Here is a 23543-nt window from a genome sequence, read left to right as displayed (position 1 = left end):
ACACCATGACAACGTTTCTTACAGACTCCACTGACATTAATAGGATTCAATTCTCCTCAAGACTGGATCTGAAGCAGCGTAGTGAACTGGGACAGTTTTTCACTCCTGCCCCAGTTGCTCGTTTTATGGCGAAACAATTCAGTCATCTATCTGGTAATATCAGTCTTCTAGATCCGGGTGCGGGAGTTGGTGCATTAACTGCTGCATTTGTAGAGCAAATATTAGCAAATCCCAACAACGTTGAAAGCTGCTTGCTCACAGCTTATGAAGTTGAATCAGCTTTTTTATCTTCTTTGAGGCAATGTCTTACAGAATGTTGTGTAGCTTTAGAAAACAGAGGAATTAAAGCAAATTACTGCTTACATGAAGAAAGCTTCATTAAGGCTGTTACTGAAATTAATTTGCCGCTTTTTACTAAGTCATCCATTAATTTTACTCACGCGATTCTGAATCCACCTTATAAAAAAATTAGTAGCCAATCAGTCGAAAAGAAAATACTTTCAAAACAGGGAATTGACACTGTAAATTTCTATAGTGCATTTGTTTGGCTGACTGTTTTACAGCTTGCAAAAAATGGAGAGATAGTTGCAATTACGCCGAGAAGTTTCTGTAATGGTGCTTATTTTCGTCCTTTTCGTCAAGCTTTGTTGGCAAATACGGCACTTAATAAAATTCATATTTTTGAAAGTCGTTCCGCAGCTTTTTCTGAAGATAAAGTATTACAAGAAAATATTATTTTTCATACTATAAAAACAAATATTAAGCCTGATTATGTGCAAATTACTAATAATTCTGAAAACAATTTAGATGAATTATCAGAATTAAGGTACGTTCCTTATAAAGAAGTTGTTGCAGCTAATGATGCTGAGAATTTTATTCATATCGTGACTAACTCTCTTGAAGATGCTTTGAGAGTGCAAATGAATAAATTCTCATTTACTTTGGATGAAATTGGTTTAGAAGTTTCAACAGGGCCAGTTGTCGATTTTCGTCTCAAATCAGCTTTGAGAACTTGCTGGGATAAGCAAAGCGTTCCATTGCTTTATCCAGAAGCTATCAAGACAGGGAAAGTTGTATTCCCACCTAATAATCCGCGTAAGGCGATCGCCATTGAACAAAACCAAGACACAGAAAAATGGTTAATTCAACCGGGTTGGTACGTGTTGACAAAACGGTTTTCGGCTAAAGAAGAAAAGCGGCGTGTGGTTGCTGCTGTGTGTTCTCCTTTAGATGCGCCAGCATTAGGTATAGAAAATCACCTCAACTATTATCATGCTAAAGGTCAGGGAATTAACCCTGACTTAGCAAGAGGTTTAGCAGGATTTCTCAATTCAACTTTATTTGATCATTACTTCCGGCAGTTTAGCGGACACACACAAGTTAATGCAACGGATTTGCGGAGAATTAAATACCCAGGCAAAGATGATTTAATGCGACTAGGAAGCCAAATTGGTGATTTTCACTTTGATCAGGAGCAACTTGATCAGATTGTACATAAAACCTTGTCGATTATGAGCGAAGCAACGAACGCGATTCAAGCTAGTAAAAGAATTGAGGAAGCACTTGCTATACTCAAAGCAATTTCTGCTCCGAGGCAACAACAAAACGAGCGTTCAGCACTTTGCTTACTGGCATTGGCAGATATTCGTCCTGAAACACCTTGGTATCAAGCGACAGCACCCAGACGCAGAATTACAGAAATGATGGATTGGTTTCGTGATTACTACGGTAAACAATACGCACCGAATACACGCGAAACAGTTCGACGGCAGACGATGCACCAGTTTGTGCAGATGGGGATAGTTGTTGAGAATCCAGATCAACCTGATCGACCAATAAACAGCCCGAAATGGTGTTATCAACTTCATCAACAAGCATTGTCACTGCTTAAATCCTATGGTTCTGGGCAGTGGGAAGAGGCTTGTCGCAATTATGCTGTTTCAATCACAAACTTATTACAGGATAGAAATCGCAACATACCGATAATTCCCGTAACTTTGCCTGATGGTCAAGCTATTCAATTATCATCAGGTGGACAAAATTTATTAATCAAAGAGATTTTAGAAAATTTCTGTCCCAGATTTACGCCTGGGGGTTTAGTTTTCTATGTAGGCGATGCTGGGGATAAGTTCATCATTAATGAAACTCAGAAATTCCGAGAAATGGGGATTGAATTAGATCCTCACGGTAAAATGCCAGACATTGCAGTTTACTATGAACAGCAAGACTGGCTAGTATTGATTGAAGCTGTCACCAGTCATGGCGCAATCAATTTGAAACGTCATAATGAGTTGAAGCAGCTATTTCAGTCTTGCCATAAAGGATTAGTTTTTGTGACTGCTTTCCCCAGTCGTAAGGAAATGACTCGGTATTTGGCGGAAATTTCTTGGGAAACAGAAGTTTGGGTAGCAGATCAACCAGATCACATGATTCATTTTAACGGGGAAAGATTCCTTGGCCCCTATGAAAACCGAGAGCATCGTTCTGGAAAATCTCGATAGTACACCAAGTTGCAATTTTTAACTTAGGCTGGGAGTGGGGAATGGGAAGTAGGGATGAGGAATATTCGTAATTTTTACCTTACCTATTTCTCAATATTCTTTTTCAACGCAACTTAAGATGAATAGAAACGAACACATCTCCCAAGTCGTAGTCACTGCTGCCCAAATGCGAGACATTGAAGGGCGGATATTTGCCGCCGGAATGCCCGTACCCGCTTTGATGGAGAAAGTCGCGGGGTTAATTGCTGGGCGCATTCGAGAGATTTACCCCAATGAAGGACAAATTAACTCAAAATTAAAGAATTATTGGGAAAAACTCTCCCCTGCTTCCCCATCTCCCCGTGTTGGTATTCTCGTCGGGCCAGGACATAATGGGGGTGATGCGTTGGTTGTTGCCCGTGAGTTATACTTTCACGGTTACGATGTTTGGATTTACGCACCTATTTCTCAGCTCAAAGATTTAACTTCACAGCATTTGCAGTATGCTCAAAGTTTAGGTATCCCCTGTTATCAAGAGATTGCACAATTACCTGATTGTGATGTTTTAGTTGATGGATTATTTGGATTTGGGTTAGAAAGAGCAATTACTGATAACATCGCCTCAGCAATTAATCATTTTAACGACTGGGATAAACCAATTATTAGTATTGATGTGCCTTCGGGTTTGCATACCGATACAGGTGAGGTTTTGGGGACAGCTATCCGCGCTACTCACACGTTTTGCTTGGGTTTGTGGAAGTTGGGTTTATTGCAGGATCAGGCTTTGGAGTATGTAGGTAAGGCTGAGTTAATTGATTTTGATATCCCCTTGGCTGATGTGCAAGCTGTGTTGGGAGACACCCACAAAATTAAACGCATTACACCAGCAAGCGCACTTTCTACTTTACCCTTACCCCGTCCCCCAGTGACGCACAAATATAAAGAAGGACATTTATTGTTAATTTGTGGTTCGCGACGTTATGCAGGAGGGGCAATTTTAACGGCGTTGGGTGCTAGGGCGAGTGGTGTGGGGATGCTGTCTGTGGCTGTACCGGAATCTCTCAAGCCGCTTTTGGTGTCGCATTTGCCGGAGGCTTTAATTATTGGTTGCCCAGAAACGGAAACAGGGGCGTTCGCTCAGTTACAATTACCAGAGAAGACAGATTTAAATTCCTTTAGTGCGATCGCTTGTGGGCCTGGTTTAACTACAGATGCTACTCCCATTGTGCAAGCAGTTATTGCTAGTCAACGTCCCTTAGTTCTCGATGCTGATGGTTTAAATATTCTCGCACAACTAGACACCATCCCCACATTACAACAGCGTCAAGCGGCAACTGTACTCACACCCCATACTGGAGAATTTCAACGCTTGTTTCCTCACCTTCCTGATGCTAAACGCGACAGAATTAATGCTGTGCGAGAAGCAGCAACCCAGAGTCAGGCAGTAGTATTGTTGAAAGGTGCAAGAACCGCCATTGCCAATCCCCAAGGTATAATCTGGATTAATCCCGAAAGTACCCCAGCCTTAGCCCGTGGTGGTAGTGGCGATGTGTTAACAGGGTTAATCGGTGGATTATTAGCACAAGCAGCCACAAAAGAATTACCTATAGAAGATATTGTAGCGACGGCGGCATGGTGGCACGCCCAAGCCGGGATATTAGCAGCCCAAGAACGCACAGAATTAGGTGTGGATGCGTTGACATTGACAAACTACCTTATCCCAGTTATGCGCGTTGCTGAATAATATTATTTAGAAGTTCGCGCATACCGCTAAAGCGGAACCCGCAGGGTAGGCGCAAAGACGCGTTGGCGAAGCCTCTCGAAGAGAAGCGGCTTCTCGGAGAGTAGGCACAAAGGTATATTGTACAGATTTTGCATTGCAACATCTCCACTTGAGAAAATTGGCACATCGCGTTAAGCTTCCATAGCATAACTGCACTGTAACACTAGGTAATGGCAACTCAACCCTCTCCGCAAATTCCCGTTTGTACTTGGAATCGTCCTATCGGTTTAGGCTGGGACAAACCTTATACTGTTCGCTACGCTAGTAATATAGATGATGGGCCTTGGCATGGTATGCCCTTGGGTGGCTTCGGTGCTGGTTGCATCGGGCGTTCTTCGCGGGGAGATTTTAATCTATGGCACATTGACGGGGGTGAACATCTGTTTCAAAACTTCCCCGCTTGTCAATTCAGTGTGTTTGAGTCAAATGGCGCATCCTCCCAAGCTTACGCTTTAGCAACAACAGCACCCACAGATGGTAGTCTGCAAGCTTGGCAATGGTATCCAGCCTCTACCGTTAGACAGGAGACAGGTACATATCATGCACTGTATCCTCGTAGTTGGTTTGTGTATGAAAATGTCTTGCAGACACAGTTAACCTGTGAGCAGTTTTCCCCTATCTATGCTGATAATTATCAAGAAACTAGCTACCCTGTGGCGGTGTTTGTCTGGAAGGCGCACAACCCGACAAATGCACCTATCACTCTCAGTATTATGCTGACTTGGCAGAATATGACGGGCTGGTTTACTAACGCGCTTAAATCTCCAGAGGTGAAAATGCGCGATGATGGTAGTCCAGTTTATGAGTATCAGCCGTGTTTAGGTGAGAGTAAAGGCAATTATAATTATCTGGTGGAAAGTCCCCAATCTATCGGTTGCTTTTTGGGACGGGTGGGAATTACAGAACCTTTACAGGAAGGTGAGGGTAGTTGGTGTATTGCTACTCAGAAACATCCCCAAGTGGAAGTTTTTCATCATAGCCGTTGGAATAGTGTTGGTAAGGGGGATGAGATATGGCAAAGCTTTGCGGCGGATGGTTCACTACCTGATTATATAGATACCACCCCAGCCGGAGAAAATGAACAAATAGGGGCAGCGATCGCAGTTCGTTTGACTCTCGCACCCGGCGCAAGTCTGCAAATTCCCTTTGTTCTAGCTTGGGATTTCCCCGTGACTGAATTTGCTGCCGGAGTTAACTATTATCGCAGATATACAGACTTTTTTGGTACTAATGGCAACAATGCTTGGGCGATCGCTTCTCTGGCTTTAGAACAATATCACTCTTGGCAACAACAAATTCAAGCTTGGCAACAACCTATTCTAGAACGGGAAGACTTACCCAACTGGTTTAAAATGGCTCTCTTTAATGAGCTTTACGACCTCACCAGTGGTGGTACACTCTGGAGTGCAGCTACAGAACGCGACCCTATTGGTCAGTTTGCTGTATTAGAATGTCTAGATTACCGTTGGTATGAAAGTTTAGATGTCCGGTTATACGGTTCTTTCGGACTACTGCTACTGTTCCCAGAACTAGAAAAATCAGTTATCCGTGCTTTTGCGCGGGCTATTCCCCAAGGTGATGATACAACTCGCGTGATTGGTTATTACTATACTATCGGTGCAGAAAGTCCGATGGCTGTACGTAAAGCTGTCGGTGCAACACCCCACGATTTAGGCGCACCTAATGAACACGTCTGGGAAAAAACCAACTACACCAGTTATCAAGACTGTAATTTGTGGAAGGATTTAGGCTGTGATTTTGTCTTACAAGTTTACCGTGATTTCCTGTTTACTGGTGCTAATGATATCGAGTTTCTTCAAGACTGCTGGAATGCTATTGTCCAAACTCTAGATTATGTCAAAACCTTTGATTTAGATAATGATGGCATTCCTGAAAATTCCGGCGCACCTGATCAAACTTTTGATGACTGGCGACTGCAAGGGGTTAGCGCGTATTGTGGTGGTTTATGGTTAGCAGCTTTAGAAGCGGCTATTGCTATTAGTGAGATTTTAAGCAAAAATCAGTCAGATGCAGACAGCCGAGAAAAATTACTTTTCCAAAAATCTATCTATGAAACTTGGTTAAACAAGTCTCTACCTATCTATCAAGAAAAACTCTGGAATGGTCAATATTATCGCTTAGATAGTCAAAGCGGTTCTGATGTGGTGATGGCAGATCAATTGTGTGGACAATTTTACGCTGCTTTATTAAATTTACCGGATATTGTTCCTAGCGATCGCGCCCTTTCTGCTTTAAGAACTGTTTATGATGCTTGCTTCCTCAAATTCTACAATGGTAAATTTGGTGCGGCTAATGGTGTGCGTCCCGATGGTTCACCAGAAAACCCGAAAGCTACCCATCCTCTAGAGGTTTGGACGGGGATTAATTTTGGTTTAGCAGCTTTTTTGGTGCAGATGGGTATGCAGGATGAAGCTTTGCGGTTAACTCAGGCTGTTGTTGAGCAAATTTATGATAATGGTTTGCAGTTTCGGACACCTGAAGCTATTACTGCATCTGGGACTTTTCGGGCTAGTACGTATTTACGAGCTATGGCGATTTGGGGTGTTTATTTAGTTATGGAGGGGAGGGGTTAAGAGGTTTTTAAACGCGGAGGGGAGGCAGCGCGTTGGGCGGCTTTGCCGACTTGTAGCGACTGCCGTCGCGCGGAGGTAAACGCAAAGGAACGCGGAGTTTTTTTTGAGGGTTTTTTGGTTGGGGTTTTTAGTAGTTTGAGTTGGGAGTTATGATGATTTATCCAAGCAGTCGTAAATGTGAGCAGGTTGATAATTATCACGGTACTTTAGTTGCTGATCCTTATCGGTGGTTGGAAAATCCTGATTCGGATGAAAGTCAAGTTTGGATTGAGGCACAGAATCAAGTTACTTTTGATTATTTGGGTGGGATTTCTGTTAGGGAGAAAATTCAGCAGCGTCTCACTAAGCTCTGGGATTATGAAAAGTATAGTATTCCTTTTCAGGAGGGGGACAATTATTTTTATTTCAAAAATGATGGGTTGCAGAATCAAAGTGTTATTTATACTTTGAAGTCTCTGGATGGTGAACCTAGAGTTTTACTTGATCCTAATAAGTTATCTGAAGATGGGACTGTTGCTCTTTCTGGTTTGGCTGTCAGTGATAATGGTAAGTTATTAGCTTATGGTTTATCTACTTCTGGTTCTGATTGGCAAGAGTGGAAAGTCAGAGATGTAGAGTCTGGTGAGGATTTATCTGATCATTTACAATGGATTAAATTCTCTGGTGCATCTTGGACAAGTGATAGTCAAGGTTTTTTCTACAGTCGTTATGATGAACCCAATGCACAAACTAAATTGGAAGATGTTAATTATTATCAAAAGCTTTACTATCACCGTTTAGGTACACCCCAATCTGAAGATATCCTGATTTATCATCGTCCTGATCAAAAAGAATGGGGGTTTGGTGGTAATGTCACAGAAGATGGCAATTATTTAATTATATCAGTTTGGTTAGGCACTGACCCACGCAATTTAGTTTTTTACAAAGATTTAACTAATCCCAATGCTGAAGTTGTCGAATTAGTTAATCAATTTGAAGCGAGTTATGGTTTTATTGAGCATGATAACGGCGTTTTCTACTTTTCGACTGATTTAGATGCGCCACGGGGTAGAGTGATTGCAATTGATATTAATCACCCTGAGAAATCAGCATGGCGGGAAATTATTCCTGAATCTGAAGCTACTTTAGATGGGGTGAATATTTTAAATAATCAGTTTGTGGCTGATTATTTAAAAGATGCTCACTCAGTAATCAAAATTTTTGATTTGCATGGCGCATTAATTCGGGATGTAGAATTACCTGGGTTGGGTTCTGTGGGTGGGTTTGGTGGTAAGCGTTATGATACGGAAACTTTTTATAGTTTTACTAGCTTCACTACACCCGGAACTATTTACCGTTACAATATGGTGACGGGAGAAAGTCAACTTTTTAGACAGCCACAGGTAGATTTTAATTCTGATGATTACGAGACAAAACAAGTCTTTTATCACAGTAAAGATGGTACAAAAGTACCGATGTTTATTACTCACAAAAAAGGGATAAAGTTAGATGGGAATAATCCAACTTATCTCTATGCTTATGGTGGTTTTAAGGCTTCGCTGACTCCTAGTTTTTCTGTGAGTCTTTTGGTATGGTTGGAGATGGGCGGTGTTTATGCTATGCCTAATATCCGGGGTGGTGGTGAGTATGGTGAGGAATGGCATCAAGCCGGAATGAAGGAGAAAAAACAGAATGTGTTTGATGATTTTATTGCGGCGGCTGAATGGTTGATTGAGCATAATTATACAAAATCTGCAAAACTAGCGATCGCAGGTGGTAGTAATGGCGGTTTATTAGTCGGTGCTTGTATGACTCAACGTCCTGAGTTATTCGGCGCAGCTTTACCAGCCGTCGGTGTCATGGATATGTTGCGATTTCACAAGTTTACCATCGGTTGGGCTTGGACTTCTGAATATGGTTCTCCAGATAACCCGGAAGATTTCCCCACACTTTACGCTTATTCACCTCTGCATAACCTCAAGCCAGGTACAGCTTACCCAGCTACTTTAATTACTACCGCAGATCATGACGATCGCGTTGTTCCTGCCCATAGTTTCAAATTTGCCGCCACTTTGCAAGCTGCTCATGCTGGTGATGCACCAGTCTTAATTAGAATTGAAACTAAAGCCGGACATGGTGCTGGTAAACCTACAGCTAAAATGATTGAAGAAGCCGCAGACAAGTGGGCATTTTTAGTCAAAACTCTCGATTTTGCTGTTTAGGGCATATTGTGGTGGGCAATACTGACAGTTCGCTGCAATCCTGATTTTGGCGTTGTGTGCATTGCCCACTCTACAATTCTGTTGGGGTAGGGAACAGGGAACAGGGAATAGGGAACAGGGAAATCTCCATCATTAAAATTAGGGGATTTGTGCAAGGAGGTATTTTTTCAGGGGCTTTTTTTGACTACAAACAAAAATTCATTTTAACAGGGCATTATGATTGACAGCAGCTAGTTAAATTAATACACAGATGGATAATGCGAGACAAAACTTAAACCCGGAAGAACTATATCAAGAGATTACCAATCTGCGGCAAATCATCGCCACTCAAACCGCAGAATTAAAACAAGAAATTAGGCAGCGACAGCAATTAATTGATTTGTTGTCAGCAACAGCAGCAGACTATCGCGCCTCAGAAACTCGATTACAAGACATTATCAATAGTGCGATCGCAACTTGGCTGTTTAGTTTTCGGGTATTTCCCAATTACGATTGGGAATATGAATACCAATCACCCGCCTGTGAAACCATCTTTGGCTATACATCACAGGAAATCTTGGCAGATAAATACTTATGGATGTCACGAGTGCATCCCGAAGATAAAAAAACAGTGATTATTCCCCTGTTCGCAGATTTCCTGGCTGAACGCACTACCAATGTGGAAGTTCGGTTTTATCACAAAGATGGTTCTCTGCGTTGGATTTCTACAACCTATACATCCCGCTATCATTCTGAAGACAACTGTTGGATTGTCACCGGAATTAGTATTGATATCACCAAACACAAACAAACAGAAGCAGCCCTCCGCCACAGTGAAGAACGTTGGCAATTAGCTATTGCCGGCACAGATGAAGCCATTTGGGATTGGGATATCACAACTAATATTACCTTCCGTTCAGACCGTTGGTTTGAGATGTTGGGATATCGACGGCACGAACTGAGCAACTGGGATGATGAATGGAGCAAACGCATTCATCCTGATGATTATGAACGAGTAATAACTGCTCAAGCGGCTTATTTGCAACGACAAACCCACAGTTATAGTATTGAGTATCGCCTCCGGCGTAAAGACAGTAGCTATGGCTGGTTTCGCTCCCGTGCTAAAGCAGTTTGGGATGAACAAGGAAATCCCATCCGTTTGGTTGGTTCTTTGGGAGATATTACTGAACGCAAACGTGTAGAAATGGAACTGTTGCAATCAGAAACTCAATATCGATTGCTGTTTGAAGCTAACCCCAATCCTATGTGGATTTTTGACTTAGAAACTTTGAGGTTTCTAGCAGTTAATCAGGCTGCAATTCACAAATATGGTTACTCTGAGTCAGAATTTCTGTCAATGACACTGGCAGATATTCGCCCTCCTGAAGAAATTTCCTACTTACATACGACTTTATCAACATTTCAAAGTTGTTCACCGTCGATGTTTGTCTGTGAAGCAAAACACTGGAAACGCGACGGTACTATCATTAATGTAGAAATTAACTCCCATAGTCTCACTTGGGCAGGTAAACCAGCTAAATTTGTACTGGCGAAAGATATTACAGCACAGAAAACAGCACTACGCGATCGCCAGCAGATGGCAACTCTGCTCAATAACTTAATTAATGGTTCCACAGATTTAATCGCCGCCTTAGATTTAGATTTTAAATTTATTGCCTTTAACAAAGCTTACGCCGCCGAATTTCTCAAAATTTTTGGTCGTCACATCCAACTCGGTATGAGCATAGTAGAAGCACTGGCGCATCTACCCCAAGAACAAGCTAAAAACGTCGAGACTTGGGCGCGGGCGTTGGCTGGAGAACAATTCACTGTGATTAGAGAGTTCGGCAATCCCAATGAACGCCATTTCTATGAAATCAACTACAGCATCATTCAAGATGCCAATGGTAAACAAATCGGAGCTTCCCATATTGTCAGAGATATTAGCGATCGCCAACGCGCTCAAGAAAAACTCCGCTACAGTCAAGCCAGGTTAGCCACTACTCAAAAAATTGCCCATGTCGGTAGTTGGGAATGGGACTTCCATACTCAACAACGTCATTGGTCAACGGAAACCTTTCATATTTTTGGACTCAACCCCCAGCAACCAGAACCGAGCCACGCGGAATTTTTACAACTGGTTCACCCAGAAGACTGCGCTACAGTCCAGAATCAGTTTATCCAGACAATCGCACACAATACCCCATTTTACTTAGAATACCGCATTATCCGCCCTGATGGTGCAGTACGTTATGTGGAATCTAGGGGAGAAGTTATTTATGAGCCGAAAAACCCAGCACCAAAGCTATTTGGAGCTATTATAGATATTACAGAACGCAAACAAGCCGAGTTAGAAATTATCCACAGCCGTGACTTGCGAGAAGCCATCTTTAACGAATCTGCTGATGCGCTGTTTTTAGTAGACCCAGAAACATTATTGATTACGGACTGTAATCAACAAGCAGTAAAATTATTTGAAGCTGCTAGCAAAGCTCAACTGATTGGCACAGCAGGTCATACTTTGCAGAAACAACCCTTGTCTCCAGAAGAATTAGCAGCTTGTATGACTGCAACCGATCAGCATGAATTTTGGAGTCAAGAAATTGAATATATCAGCAAGCAGGGGAATTGTTTCTGGGGAAATTTAGCAACCAAACGCATCTCTGCGGCTGGGAAAGAAATGTATCTTGTCAGAGTTACGGATATCAGCGAACGCAAACAAGCAGAACAAGCACTGCAAGAAAAAGAAGCTTTTTTACGCAGTATCTACGATAACGTCGAACAGGCGATTTTTGTAGTTAATGTTCAGGATAATGATTTTCGCTACGCGGGTTTGAATTGGACTCACGAAACGCTGACGGGTTTATGTTCTAGTGATTTGCAAGGGAAAACCCCAGAACAGATTCTACCCCCAGCAACAGCCCAACTGGTACGCCAACATTATCAAGATTGTATAGATGCTGGCGAAAGCATCACCTATGAGGAGTGTTTACCATTTCAGGGTGAACTAACTTGGTGGATTACTAGCTTGACTCCCCTACGGGATCAACACTCACGCGTTTACCGGATAGTCGGTAATAGTATCAACATTAGCGATCGCAAACGTTCTGAACAGATGTTAGAACTACAAGCTGTGATTACCCGGAACATGGCTGAGGGCATTTGCTTAGTTAGAGCCGATGATTGTGTGATTGTCTATACTAACCCTAAATTTGACCAAATGTTTGGCTATGAGGCAGGGGAATTAATTGATCAACACGCGTCTATCATCAACTACGAAGATGGGCGGATGACAGCTAGAGAAGTTCATGAAGCGATCGCATCTGCTGTTATACAATACGGTGAAACTACTTACGAAGTCCACAATGTCAAAAAAGATGGTACTCCGTTTTGGTGTAGTGCCACTACGTCAGTATTTGCACATCCTGAATATGGTAAAGTTTTTGTTACCGTCCAACAGGATATTACTGAACACAAGCAAGCGGAGGAGAAAATCAAAGCATCTTTAAGAGAGAAAGAGGTATTACTCAAAGAAATTCACCATCGAGTTAAAAACAACCTGGGAATTGTCAGCAGTCTCTTACAAATGCAAAGCAGACGCACTCAAGAATCTCAAGCTACCGCCATTCTGCGCGATAGTCAAAACCGCATTGCTTCTATTGCTTTAGTACATGAGAAACTTTACCGTTCTGATGACTTGGCTAACATTGATTTTGCTCAATATATCCCAGATTTAACAACTCATTTATTTGATTCTTATAACGTCAGTTCTAACGATATTCAATTGAATATTCAAGTTGAAGATATCAGCTTAGACATTGAAACCGCTATTCCTTGCGGCTTGATTATTAACGAATTAGTCTCTAATGCTTTAAAATACGCCTTTCCTATTCATCGTTTAGGCGAGATTCAAGTCAGGTTATGGCTAGAAGATAATCACACTTTGATTCTCATTGTCCGCGATAACGGCGTGGGATTACCTGCGGAATTTGATAGCAAAAAAAGCAAAACTCTGGGTATGACTCTTATCCAAGGTTTAGTTAAACAATTGCGCGGTAATCTTGAGATTAACAGCCAGCAAGGCACAGAATTTAAAATTACTTTTACAACCAGCAAGGTGTAAACATGATTAGCGTCTCCTCAAACACCCAAAACACAAAAACAATTAAGGTTCTGGTGGTGGAAGATGAATATATTTTAGCCATCAACTTACAAGAAAGTTTAGAATCTTTAGGCTATACCGTTGTCGATCTTGCTGATACTGCCGAAACTGCCATTGAGAAAGCAACACAGTTGCATCCCAATTTGATTTTAATGGATATTCGACTCCGCAGTGAAATGGACGGTATCCAAGCCGCCGAGTACATCTGGAATCATCTACAAATTCCTATCATCTACGTTACTGGACATTCTGACAAAAGCACTGTCGAAAGAGCCACATTAACATTTCCCTTTGGTTACATCCTTAAACCCGTGCGCGAACAAGAACTTTATGTAGCGATTCAAACAGCACTTAATCGCTATGAACGCGAACAATTTTTGAGTTCTGTATTGCGAGGAATGGGGGATGGGGTGATGGTAGTTGATTCGCAATTACAAATCAAGTACATGAATCAGATAGCGGAAGAAATTACCGGGTGGCGACTAGATGAAGCTAAAGACAAAAGTTTAACCGAGATTTTACAACTGATTGATGAACAAACTCTATATCCTGTAGAGAATCCCATGCTGTCGGCTATTGAACAAGGACATACAATTTATTTAGGCGATCGCACCCTGCTAATTCACAAAGATGGGATCATGATTCCCGTAGCCGATAGTGCTACCCCTCTGCGAGATAACACTGGTGTAATTACAGGCGCGGTGATGGTGTTTCGGGATGACACCCAACGACGACTCACACAAGAGAGCAACCTAGCAAATGAGCATTCCCGTCAATTAGAAATACAAGTAATAGAACTGCAAAAAATCAATCAACTCAAAGAAGATTTCTTAGCAGCAACCTCTCATGAAATGCGAACGCCATTATCAAACATTAAATTAGCTATCAGTATGCTCAAAAATGTTCTGAATCAACAGAAGATTTTTCAAGCCTATGCACCTGAAGCTTTTACATCTACATCCCATTATTTAAATATCATTCAACATGAATGTGAACGCGAATTAAATTTAGTAGATGATTTGCTGATTATGCGAATCATTGACGCAGATGCTTATCCCCTAGAATTAACTGCAATTCAACTGCAAAAATGGCTAACCCATTTGGTAGCCAGTTTTCAACCCATTGCCCAAACTCAAAAACAAATTTTAGAATTGAGTATTGCGCCTGACTTACCGCCTCTATTTTCTGACTTACATCTTCTCAATCGGATTGTCTCAGAGTTACTGACTAACGCTTGTAAGTATACTCCACCTCTAGGGCGAATTACAGTCACTGTTCACCTCAACAACAACCCAAAACTTTCCAAAGTTCAGGATGCTCAATCTAGTATATCCCCAGTTTTACAAGTTCCCTATTTTGAAATTAGAATTAACAACTCTGATGTCGAAATCCCCACCACCCAACAATCTCGAATCTTTGAACCATTTTATCAATTTTCTCAAAACCCAGCCCCAGATAAATCGTCAATTTTTGACTCATCTTACCAGATAAATCAAAATGAATTTCTGCAAACTAGCGGTACTGGTTTAGGCTTGGCATTAGTCAAGAAACTCGTAGAATATCTGCAAGGAACAATTACAGTGACAAGTGCTTATGGTTTGACAACATTTACAGTGCAATTACCTGAAAATTTATCTAGATAGTTATTGCCATATTTTTTCATCATTCACCTAAACAAACTGAGTAATTAAGCTTTTTATTAGTGCATTTGTCCTGATCAACAATAATGTATCTTTAGAATGATTTATTTTGCTTTTTTAAAATAAAAATATAGACAACTTATATACAAAAAACATTAAAAGTATGAATTTGCTAGTTTCTAGCTCCTAAATTTGAGCTTTTCTTGAGAATACAGTGTTAAAGTATACATTTTTCAACGCATAAGATGATTATTTATCTATCTCATGACAGACTTGCTCAAAAGACAATAAATACTAAATAAATAACTATTCCGATCACCTGACGAACTTGAACTTTATCTCTTCCCGTTACTAAATTGTAGCGGGAGATTTTTTTTAATCAGCAAATAATTAAGAAAATATTAAGAAGTTGTTTGGCTCTATCTTTAGGAGGAATTAAATTAGAGAGCATAAACACTAAATAATTAATAGCCCGATTGCCCAACCGGGCTTTAGCTCCAATTCCCCCCATGTTTAATTACCTAGCAAGGGGGGTTTTATTCCAGAAAAACGGGGAGTAGGGCAGCCGGGGAGCAGAAAAGAGAAACTAATGACCAATAACCAATGACTAATTAGTTTGAAAAATATTCTGCACCATTTTTTTATCTGTATTCGCAGCAGCTTGATCTAACTCGGCAATTTCACCAGCGTCTAATTGCCAACCCAACGCGCCAAGATTATCTTGCGCTTGGGTTAAAGATTTCGCCCCAGGAATGGGAATTGTTCCTTTACAGATACACCAGTTAATTGCGACTTGAGACATAGTTTTATTTCTAGATTCTGCCACGGCTCGCAAACATTCTAAAAGCGATCGCGCCCCCGGCAATAACTGTCTAAACAATAAACCTCTAATACCTTTGGGTAATTGTCCTTTCTCAGTGTATTTTCCGGTTAATATCCCCAACGCTAACGGACTATAAGCAATTAATTGTATACCTAATTCATCACACACTTGTTTTAGTCCTAACTGGGTAACAGGATATGTAGACAACAGCGAGTATTGCACTTGCAACGTCTTAATCGGTACTCCCCGGCTAGCAAACTTTTGATATACACGTTGTAATCTTTTCGTTCCATAATTAGATAGTCCCACACCCTTGACTAAACCTTGTTCATACAAGTCAGCTAAACCATCTAAAAGTCCTTCTTCTTGCCAAGGTGCATAATTTGCTGTAGACCAGTGCATCTGTACTAAATCAACATTTCTACCCAAGCGTTGCGCCGAAGCTGTGCAAGCTTTTATCATTGATTTACGTGTCCATCGCCAAGGGTAAGCAGCCAACTTAGTGGCAATGCAAATATGCTCACGGTTTACCCCTTGATACTCCCTGGCAAATCGTCCTAGCAATATCTCACTACGTCCTTGCAAGCGTCCAGTTCCGTAAGAATCACCTGTATCAAAGAGAGTCACACCATTACTCACACACAGGTTAAACACTCCTTGTAATTCCTCGTCCATGCTTTCTTTATATCCCCAAAGCAATTGGTTTCCCCAAGCCCAAGTTCCACAACCCATCTTTGGTAGATATAATTCCTGACTAGCTTGCATATACATTTACAAATGTTTTATAAATTAACCATTAAATTTTAGATTGTAATATCATGTCCGTTTGAATAGTTATCATATCTGTTGGGGTAGGGAACAGGGAATAGGGAATAGGGAATAGGGAACAGGGAACAGGAAAGCCCACCCTGCTGTACTTCACTAAGATGAAATATGCTGTAAGTCAGTCGGTGGGAATAAATATAACTATGTTAAGTAATGTAAACTTCTGTAAATCGAGTTCGTAGTAAGGACTTCAGTCCTTATTTTAGGACTGAAGTCCTGACTACAAACCTTTAATTATTTACGCTGTTCTACTTATGATTGGGGAAAATTATCAATTCAACTATAATTTAATTATTCATCCCAATAAACCGATAATTGTTTTCTTACATGGCTTCATGGGTAATCTTCATGAATTCGATGCAGCTATAAAATTACTAGCAGATGAATTTTCTTATTTAATCATAGACCTTCCTGGGCATGGCAAGACTCAAGTTTTAGGAGGGGATGAATATTATACAATGGCAAATACAGCCACAGCTATTATTAACTTACTAGATAAATTAAAGATTACGAAATGCTTTTTAGTTGGTTATTCAATGGGTGGTAGATTAGCCTTATATCTAACTCTAAATTTTCCTGAACGTTTTGATCAAGTTATCTTAGAATCTGCTTCGCCTGGTTTAGCAACCGAAACAGAAAGATTAGCCAGAGTTAAAAGTGATGCTCAAATAGCGAGAAAATTAGCCAGAAGTGAAGCCAAAGCTGATTTCGCCGCTTTTTTATTAAATTGGTACAATCAGCCGATTTTTGGTGCTATGAAAACTCATCCAGATTTTAATAGTCTGCTAGAAAACAGGTTGCAGAATCATCCAGTTGAGTTGACTAAATCATTGCAATTTATGGGGACTGGTAGTCAACCATCCTTATGGGAGAAACTTAAAAATAATCAAATTCCTCTACTATTATTAGTCGGTGAAAATGATGATAAATTTATAGAGATTAATAAAAAAACGGCTAGTGTCTGCCAATTAGCAGAGCTAAAAATTATTCGGAATTCTGCCCATAATATTCACTTTGAAAATACTTTAGAGTTTGTCCACCACCTTACAGGTTGCTTGAGAGATAATTTGTCAAGGTAGTAGTGGACTGACACAGCTAATTTTGTGCATTAGATGTAGGTTGGGTTAAGCACAGCGCAACCCAACTAAAATCTTGGTGTTGGGTTTCCTACGTCAAATGCCATTCGCCCCAAGCCGGGAAACCCGTCCACGGCGATGGCTCCCCAACCTACAATTTTTTTACTTATCGTTTTTGCTTATCGGTGGTATGACTATTTGGCGTGGGGGGTGGAGCAGCATTAGCTGTGTCTGGTTGTTGAGCTATTGTTAATTCTTCTTGCAGCATTTTTTGGTAAATTCTGGGCAAAGAACTACTAATAGAATTGGTTTCGATACCATATCCTAAACTTGTCCAAGTGGGGGAGAGTCGGCGCAAAACGTCGTTTATCTTTCCTTGGCGCAATAGTTGGGGAATATCAACTCCCCAAACGCCGGAATCTTTCAACCAACGGTAGACTACTACATCTTGATATTCTGCTTCAAAACTATAAGTAGACCAAAACATCATTTGTGAACGTTTAGGATGATAACGAGGTGCAATATGATACCAAGTAGTATTAATTATTTGATATCTACCAGCCGCAGTAGAACAATTACCTTTGTTTGGCCCGGTGACGATAGTGACGCATATCTCTGGATGTTTACTGAGGTCGCTGACCTGTTGTCCACCATACAAGAGAGAATAGGGACGTTTGCCATTGGCTTCGCTGGCGGCAATGGTTCGCATCAAAGCACGGATGTAAGGGTCGCCGCCTTTCATCACCAAAGGTGGTAAATTTTGACTAAAGATGGGTTCAGAAGGCGATCGCAAGTCCCCGAAAATATACCATTGAAATAGGTACACGAAGCCGAGAAGCGCGGCTAAAGGGGCAATTAGTTTTTCTACGCCTTTGAGTTCAAAACTTTTCAGATTCTCACTCCTTGCAAATTCGCTATCCTAGCTAAAAACAACAGTTAATGTACCCATTTCGGCAAAGTGCAAAATTAGTCATTAGTTATTAGTCATTAGTCATTAGTTATTAGTCATTAGTCATTAGTCATTGGGTAATGCTAGGGACTGTTGACTGGCTTCTGTTGACTAGCACTGCTGAAATAATTCTGTAAAGCTTTTGGGACTAGCTTCCGGTTTAGCGATAATCTCGACGATTTTGTGACGTGCGGCTGGCTCAAATAACGCTTCTACACAGACTTGAGCGACTTTTTGCCGAGGAATGCTACCATCAAATAATGTGTCTGCACTTTGCATGACGATAGAATCGGAATTATCTTCATTTTTTAGCCCACCAGGACGGACAATGGTATAGTTTAAACCACTTTTCTGAAGATATTCCTCTGCTTGTTTTTTCCACACCAAAATCAACCAAAACAAGTTTAACGGATGGAATAACTGGGAAGTACACAAGGAACTCACTAACACAAAATTTTCAATGCCTTGGGTTTTGGCGACATCTACTAAATTTTTTGTCCCTTCAAAATCTACTTTATACGGCCCAGTGGGATCTAAACTTGGTTTTGCACCCGTCGCACATAGCACAACTGTACTATCTCCCAAAGCGGTAGTTAGGCTTTGTGGGTTTAAGACATCACCAACAACTAACTCAGCATCAGGAGGCAAAATGTTTCTAGCTGTTTGCATATCGCGTACCAAAGCGCGAACCGGGATGTTACGCGCTACTAACTCTTGTACAATACGGCGACCTGTTTCACCTGTCGCCCCGGCTACAAATGCTTTCATGATCAACGCTATCCTGAGAAACTAAGTAGGTGATTAATTCGTTTTATATTGTAGTGATTTCATGAACTTCATGACAGATTTCTAAGCTTTCGGTCAAAATAGAAGTTTAGTGCTACACAACCCAAACAAATTGGGAATCATTAATATAGACAAACGCCAAATCAGAGGGGAATGCTTCATGCTTTCAGCAAACGGCGAGTATCAATCTTTGGATATAACAGAAACAGTTGTACCCGTCGCTGCCAACCTCCCAGAGAATGAGGTTACAGACACACAATTACCTGTAGGCACACCAACTAAATTTTACGGTCGTTATAGCGACTGTATGGAAATGTTCGCTCCAGCGCATCGCGTGGTTGAGTATCTTAATGCTCATGCTAGCTGGTTTTCGCGCTGTGCTGAACCGATGAAAGTACAACCGTTGGGGGAAAACGGTTACGCGCTGATTATAGGTCGTTTTGGCTCGTTTGGTTATGAAGTCGAGCCGAAAATTGGCTTAGAACTGTTACCTCCCGAAGACGGAGTTTATCGCATTCGCACAATTCCGATTCCTGACTATCAACCGCCTGGTTATGATGTGGATTATCGGGCATCATTACAGTTACAAGAGGATGGCAGCGAAATCACGCGGGTTGAATGGGAGTTAGATTTAGTCGTTTGTCTGCACTTTCCGCGATTTATCCAGCGTTTGCCCAAGTCTTTAATTCAGTCTACAGGCGATCGCCTCCTAAACCAAATCGTGCGTCAAGTTTCTCGCCGCTTAACTCGCAAAGTCCAAGAAGATTTTCACACATTTCTAGGACTTCCCTTCCCTGGTAAATTCCATAAATAATGATTTAGATAGTCAGTAGTCAATAGTCATCAGTCCCTAACATTAGCTAATGACTAATGACTAATGACTAATGACTAAGCCTTAGAAAGAATTCTTTGCACAATTTCTACACCAGTGATAGCTTGCCAAGTAAACAGTCCTAAAATGGCAAAGTTTAAGACAATGTGAGTTACCCGCGCCCAGTTTGCTCCTTTTTGCATGAAAGGAGATAATGCAGCAGAAAATGCAATTAAACCAGTCATACCCAGCCCAGCTAGTAGGTGCGGCCCCACAAATAACTTACCGTTATTGATATAGGTGACACCCATGCCGCCAATTGTACCAGCTACCATCAAAGCTAAAATGACTGAGCCAATTTGGTAGTGCTTGATATTATACTTACCTTTAATTAGTTCCTTTTTTTGTTCCCCTTGTGCGTTGCGAGTACGCTGTACTTGCAACCCTAGGTAAGCAGCATACAGTGAGAGTGCTAATAATGCCCACATGAGCATGGGGTGAAAGAAATTCAGCCAATATTTAACCGAGGGAGACAATTCCAGATTCATCGTGTTCTCGCCCAATTCTTAAATCTTAATAAAAATTAGCATAGTTTGATGTACCGTGGGCGACGGAGGGGATGAGGAAGCAGGGGGGCAGGGGAAGCAGGGGAAGCAGGGGAAGAATAACTTTTACCCAGTCAACAGTCAACTATCAACTATCAAAAGTCCGTTAAACTAAACTTGCTTAAATCTGTTCAAAGACTTAAGACGTTAGCTTCCTGTTTCATTCTGGTAATGTCGGCATTATCCAGTCCACAGGCTTAAAATCGGGCGTAACTCACCCTATTTTGGAGTTTTTACATTGAGAGGCTTTGCTACTTTACTCCCTGATTTTCAGCCATTTAAAATTTCTGGATTTTCTCAATTACCTTGCTACAGGCTGGCTACTCTCAAAAGTTTTGTACAGGTTCTCAAGCCTAAAATTTTTTTAGCTTGGTTTTCGCTTATCCCTAATCATAGTGGATTTTGAGTAAGTTTGAGCAAGTTTTTCAGCACTGTTTAATTCCCCTTGCAAAAGTTGCTCAATCATCTGAGACTAACAACATAAGATTTCCCTGTTAGAACCGAATTCATGAATAATAACAATGATGCTTTGCTGCTGAAGGCGGCTAAAATAGGCGATTTGAAGCAGGTGTCTGCACTACTGGCGGCTGGTGCTAGGGCGGATGTGTGCGATCGCGATGGCACTACGCCGTTAATGTTTGCTGCTAATCTAGGTTATACCGAAATTGTGCGATCGCTTGTGGATGCTGGGGCAAATATCAATTTACCCAGAAAACTCTACGGTTTGACGGCGTTGATGTTGGCTGCTAGTAACAAACAGCTTGATATTGTCCAGCTTCTTATCTCTAAAGGGGCTGATGTCAATGCTACTAATGAAGATGGTAGTACAGCTTTGATGGCAGCAGCTTTAAAAGGTTATGTGGAAATAGTACGGGTGTTGCTGGCTGCTGGTGCGGATGTGAATTTATCCGACAAAGATGATGATACAGCTTTAAAGCTGGCTGTGAAACAAGGACAAGCCGCAGTAGTGCAAGTGATGTTACAACATGGTGCAGATGCTAACACCCAAGATGAAGAAGGTGAAACACCGTTAATGATAGCAGCCGACTTGGGAAAGCAGGATGTAGTGGAAGTATTGCTGACTCTTGGGGCTGATGTCAACCAGCAAAACCAAAATGGTGACACGGCACTGTTTGCAGCTGCGGCGGCTGGACAAGGTGCGATCGCTGGCGTTTTACTAGATAAAGTAGCTGAGATTAATCATCAAAACCACGACGGTGAAACAGCTTTACATCTCGCCGTCGTGGAAGGGCATCTGGATTTAGTCCAAATTTTACTCAATCGGGGTGCAAATCCCCAAATTAGAAACAACCTAGGTGACACACCATTATTAGTTGCTGCCTTACAAGGACATACTCAGATAGTCGAGATATTGCTACGTGAGGGTGCAGATTCACAGGTAAAAAATCTCGGTGAGACACCGTTAACTTTAGCCGCATCCCAAGGACACACCGACACAGTAAAGTTATTGTTAGACTACGGTGCTGATGTTAATTTACCAGCCGATGATGGTAAAACTGCCTTAATTAAAGCCGCAGAGCGCAATTATCCCAGCATAATGCAATTATTGTTAGCCAAAGGCGCAAATGTCAATTATCAAGACTCGGCGGCAGCTACAGCTTTAATGTGGGTTGCTGCTGGCGGTTATAGCAAAGCCGTGCAAGTCTTACTCGCCGGAGGCGCGGATATAAATTTAAAAAATCGCGGTGGTTATACTGCTTTGATGATTGCCGAATTTAATGGTTATCGAAATATCGTTCTCAGTTTAAAACAGGCTGGCGCACAAGAATAATGGCGTTAGCAAAAATCAAGATTTCTGGATATTTTGCAGACCTAAATTTTGAGTAAAAACACAGCAATAAAAGTCAAAAAAATCTGTGGTTATTTAGACAAATTCTTTCTAGAATTACCCCATGAGACGATTTTTTTGAAACAACTTGACAACTAGGAAAAAACACGGTATTTAATTAGATAATAAGGAGGTATAAAAAATCTGTTTCAGAAATGAAAAACTAAAAGAATAAACATCTGTAGCGGCTTGGGATAAAATAGCTACAGCAAAGATGGGAAGAAATTGAAACACCGAAGTAGACCAGGTAAAACGCTTGAGCTTCAAGGATACCAATGGAGCCAAACTGAAGAAGTAAAATTACTTTCTGCTGTTTACCTTGTCATTCCTCCGGCGTTTCCTACTGTGCTAGATATGCTTAATATATAGGTTTTCATTTCTGATAACAGTATTGTAATTATCAGTTTTCATGTATTTTAGTAAACGCTGAAAATTAATCAGTGACTCAAGAATAAAATCCTGAAAAGTTTTAGGTAGAAAATTGTACTCGACAGTAAATTAGGAGTGAGCCAAAAAAAATCTGAGGAACAGCAGCCACAACAAAGGTTGTGGGTGGGAATTGGTTGTCAATCGGGGATTAGTTATAAGTTGGTAGATGTAGCAATTGAGGGCGTTTTTAGAGAGTATGAATTAGATAAAAATGCGATCGCCGGAATTGGTACGATTGACAGCAAAGCCACAGAAGCCGGGATATTGGACTATTGTCGCCTAACAAAATTACCTTTAAAAACCTTTGCCGCCGAGATTTTATCTACTGTAGCTGTTCCCAATCCTAACGCAGCGATCGCGCAAAAAGTCAGAACCCCAAGTGTAGCAGAAGCGGCGGCGATTTTAGCAGCCACTCGCCAGAATCAGGCAGTCAAGCTATTAGTTCCCAAGCAAATTTTCCGCTTACCAGGAGAAGTAGGCACAGTCACAGTTGCTGTGGCTCAAGGAGGGGAGCAGGGGGAGCAGAGGGAGCAGAGGGAGCCGAGAAGAAC

General features: G+C 41.3%; 14 protein-coding genes. 10 read left to right on the top strand and 4 right to left on the bottom strand.

The window, feature by feature from the left end; translation table 11 throughout:
- Positions 1–5: 5 nt before the first annotated feature.
- From A3775_RS16090 to A3775_RS16065, 6 genes are all read left to right on the top strand, one after another.
- The gene (locus A3775_RS16090; protein WP_066425830.1) at positions 6–2501 is read left to right on the top strand and encodes a BsuBI/PstI family type II restriction endonuclease; all 2496 of its coding nucleotides are present in this window, start codon (positions 6–8) and stop codon (positions 2499–2501) included.
- Positions 2502–2619: 118 nt separating this feature from the next.
- On the top strand, positions 2620–4224 hold the full coding sequence (locus A3775_RS16085; RefSeq protein WP_066425828.1) for a bifunctional ADP-dependent NAD(P)H-hydrate dehydratase/NAD(P)H-hydrate epimerase: 1605 nt from the start codon (positions 2620–2622) through the stop codon (positions 4222–4224).
- A 209-nt stretch (positions 4225–4433) separates the two neighbouring features.
- Positions 4434–6857 carry a GH116 family glycosyl hydrolase gene (locus A3775_RS16080; RefSeq protein WP_066375241.1) on the top strand — a complete coding sequence of 808 codons (2424 nt, stop codon included), beginning with the start codon at positions 4434–4436 and terminating at the stop codon, positions 6855–6857.
- A gap of 152 nt (positions 6858–7009) precedes the next feature.
- On the top strand, positions 7010–9058 hold the full coding sequence (locus tag A3775_RS16075; protein ID WP_066375247.1) for a prolyl oligopeptidase family protein: 2049 nt from the start codon (positions 7010–7012) through the stop codon (positions 9056–9058).
- 250 nt (positions 9059–9308) lie between these two features.
- Positions 9309–13160, top strand: a complete 3852-nt coding sequence (locus A3775_RS16070) for a PAS domain S-box protein (RefSeq protein ID WP_066425826.1) — start codon at positions 9309–9311, stop codon at positions 13158–13160.
- A 2-nt stretch (positions 13161–13162) separates the two neighbouring features.
- Complete coding sequence (locus tag A3775_RS16065; RefSeq protein ID WP_066425824.1) at positions 13163–14842, top strand: response regulator; 1680 nt, start codon at positions 13163–13165, stop codon at positions 14840–14842.
- A 604-nt stretch (positions 14843–15446) separates the two neighbouring features.
- Here the strand turns inward: A3775_RS16065 and A3775_RS16060 are convergent.
- On the bottom strand, positions 15447–16427 hold the full coding sequence (locus tag A3775_RS16060) for an aldo/keto reductase (protein ID WP_066375469.1): 981 nt from the start codon (positions 16425–16427) through the stop codon (positions 15447–15449).
- Positions 16428–16741: 314 nt separating this feature from the next.
- Between A3775_RS16060 and menH the strand changes: the two genes are divergently transcribed.
- On the top strand, positions 16742–17566 hold the full coding sequence (gene menH, locus A3775_RS16055; RefSeq protein WP_066375253.1) for a 2-succinyl-6-hydroxy-2,4-cyclohexadiene-1-carboxylate synthase: 825 nt from the start codon (positions 16742–16744) through the stop codon (positions 17564–17566).
- A gap of 163 nt (positions 17567–17729) precedes the next feature.
- Here the strand turns inward: menH and A3775_RS16050 are convergent, their stop codons facing one another.
- Positions 17730–18419: a glycoside hydrolase family protein gene (locus tag A3775_RS16050; RefSeq protein ID WP_066425822.1), complete on the bottom strand. Its 690-nt coding sequence runs from the start codon at positions 18417–18419 to the stop codon at positions 17730–17732.
- A gap of 204 nt (positions 18420–18623) precedes the next feature.
- Positions 18624–19280, bottom strand: coding sequence for an NAD(P)H-binding protein (locus A3775_RS16045; RefSeq protein WP_066375262.1), 657 nt, complete (start codon positions 19278–19280; stop codon positions 18624–18626).
- Between the two features lie 178 nt (positions 19281–19458).
- Here A3775_RS16045 and A3775_RS16040 point away from each other — a divergent pair, with 178 nt between their 5' ends.
- Entirely contained in the window at positions 19459–20112 is a 654-nt protein-coding gene (locus A3775_RS16040) for a DUF1997 domain-containing protein (RefSeq protein WP_066375264.1), read from the top strand.
- 74 nt (positions 20113–20186) lie between these two features.
- On the opposite strand, the gene A3775_RS16035 is transcribed toward A3775_RS16040, so the two are convergent.
- Positions 20187–20657 (bottom strand): DUF4079 domain-containing protein, encoded by a 471-nt coding sequence (locus A3775_RS16035; protein ID WP_066375267.1) that lies wholly within the window; start codon positions 20655–20657, stop codon positions 20187–20189.
- Positions 20658–21222: 565 nt separating this feature from the next.
- On the opposite strand from A3775_RS16035, the gene A3775_RS16030 reads away from it, so the two are divergent.
- Positions 21223–22506, top strand: coding sequence for an ankyrin repeat domain-containing protein (locus A3775_RS16030; RefSeq protein WP_066425821.1), 1284 nt, complete (start codon positions 21223–21225; stop codon positions 22504–22506).
- Positions 22507–23067: 561 nt separating this feature from the next.
- A partial coding sequence (locus tag A3775_RS16025; protein ID WP_156481663.1) for a cobalamin biosynthesis protein occupies positions 23068–23543 on the top strand: 476 nt, incomplete at its 3' end.

This window comes from Anabaena sp. 4-3 (assembly GCF_001597745.1).
Taxonomy (GTDB): domain Bacteria; phylum Cyanobacteriota; class Cyanobacteriia; order Cyanobacteriales; family Nostocaceae; genus Trichormus.
This window is presented reverse-complemented; position numbering and strand designations above follow the sequence as displayed.

What these genes read in the sequence shown, in the direction of transcription:
- A3775_RS16090 (WP_066425830.1), top strand. Translation starts at nt 6, where the DNA reads ATGACAACGTTTCTTACAGACTCCACTGACATTAATAGGATTCAATTC.
- A3775_RS16085 (WP_066425828.1), top strand. Translation starts at nt 2,620, where the DNA reads ATGAATAGAAACGAACACATCTCCCAAGTCGTAGTCACTGCTGCCCAA.
- A3775_RS16080 (WP_066375241.1), top strand. Translation starts at nt 4,434, where the DNA reads ATGGCAACTCAACCCTCTCCGCAAATTCCCGTTTGTACTTGGAATCGT.
- A3775_RS16075 (WP_066375247.1), top strand. Translation starts at nt 7,010, where the DNA reads ATGATTTATCCAAGCAGTCGTAAATGTGAGCAGGTTGATAATTATCAC.
- A3775_RS16070 (WP_066425826.1), top strand. Translation starts at nt 9,309, where the DNA reads ATGGATAATGCGAGACAAAACTTAAACCCGGAAGAACTATATCAAGAG.
- A3775_RS16065 (WP_066425824.1), top strand. Translation starts at nt 13,163, where the DNA reads ATGATTAGCGTCTCCTCAAACACCCAAAACACAAAAACAATTAAGGTT.
- A3775_RS16060 (WP_066375469.1), bottom strand. Translation starts at nt 16,427, where the DNA reads ATGCAAGCTAGTCAGGAATTATATCTACCAAAGATGGGTTGTGGAACT.
- menH (WP_066375253.1), top strand. Translation starts at nt 16,742, where the DNA reads ATGATTGGGGAAAATTATCAATTCAACTATAATTTAATTATTCATCCC.
- A3775_RS16045 (WP_066375262.1), bottom strand. Translation starts at nt 19,280, where the DNA reads ATGAAAGCATTTGTAGCCGGGGCGACAGGTGAAACAGGTCGCCGTATT.
- A3775_RS16040 (WP_066375264.1), top strand. Translation starts at nt 19,459, where the DNA reads ATGCTTTCAGCAAACGGCGAGTATCAATCTTTGGATATAACAGAAACA.
- A3775_RS16035 (WP_066375267.1), bottom strand. Translation starts at nt 20,657, where the DNA reads ATGAATCTGGAATTGTCTCCCTCGGTTAAATATTGGCTGAATTTCTTT.
- A3775_RS16030 (WP_066425821.1), top strand. Translation starts at nt 21,223, where the DNA reads ATGAATAATAACAATGATGCTTTGCTGCTGAAGGCGGCTAAAATAGGC.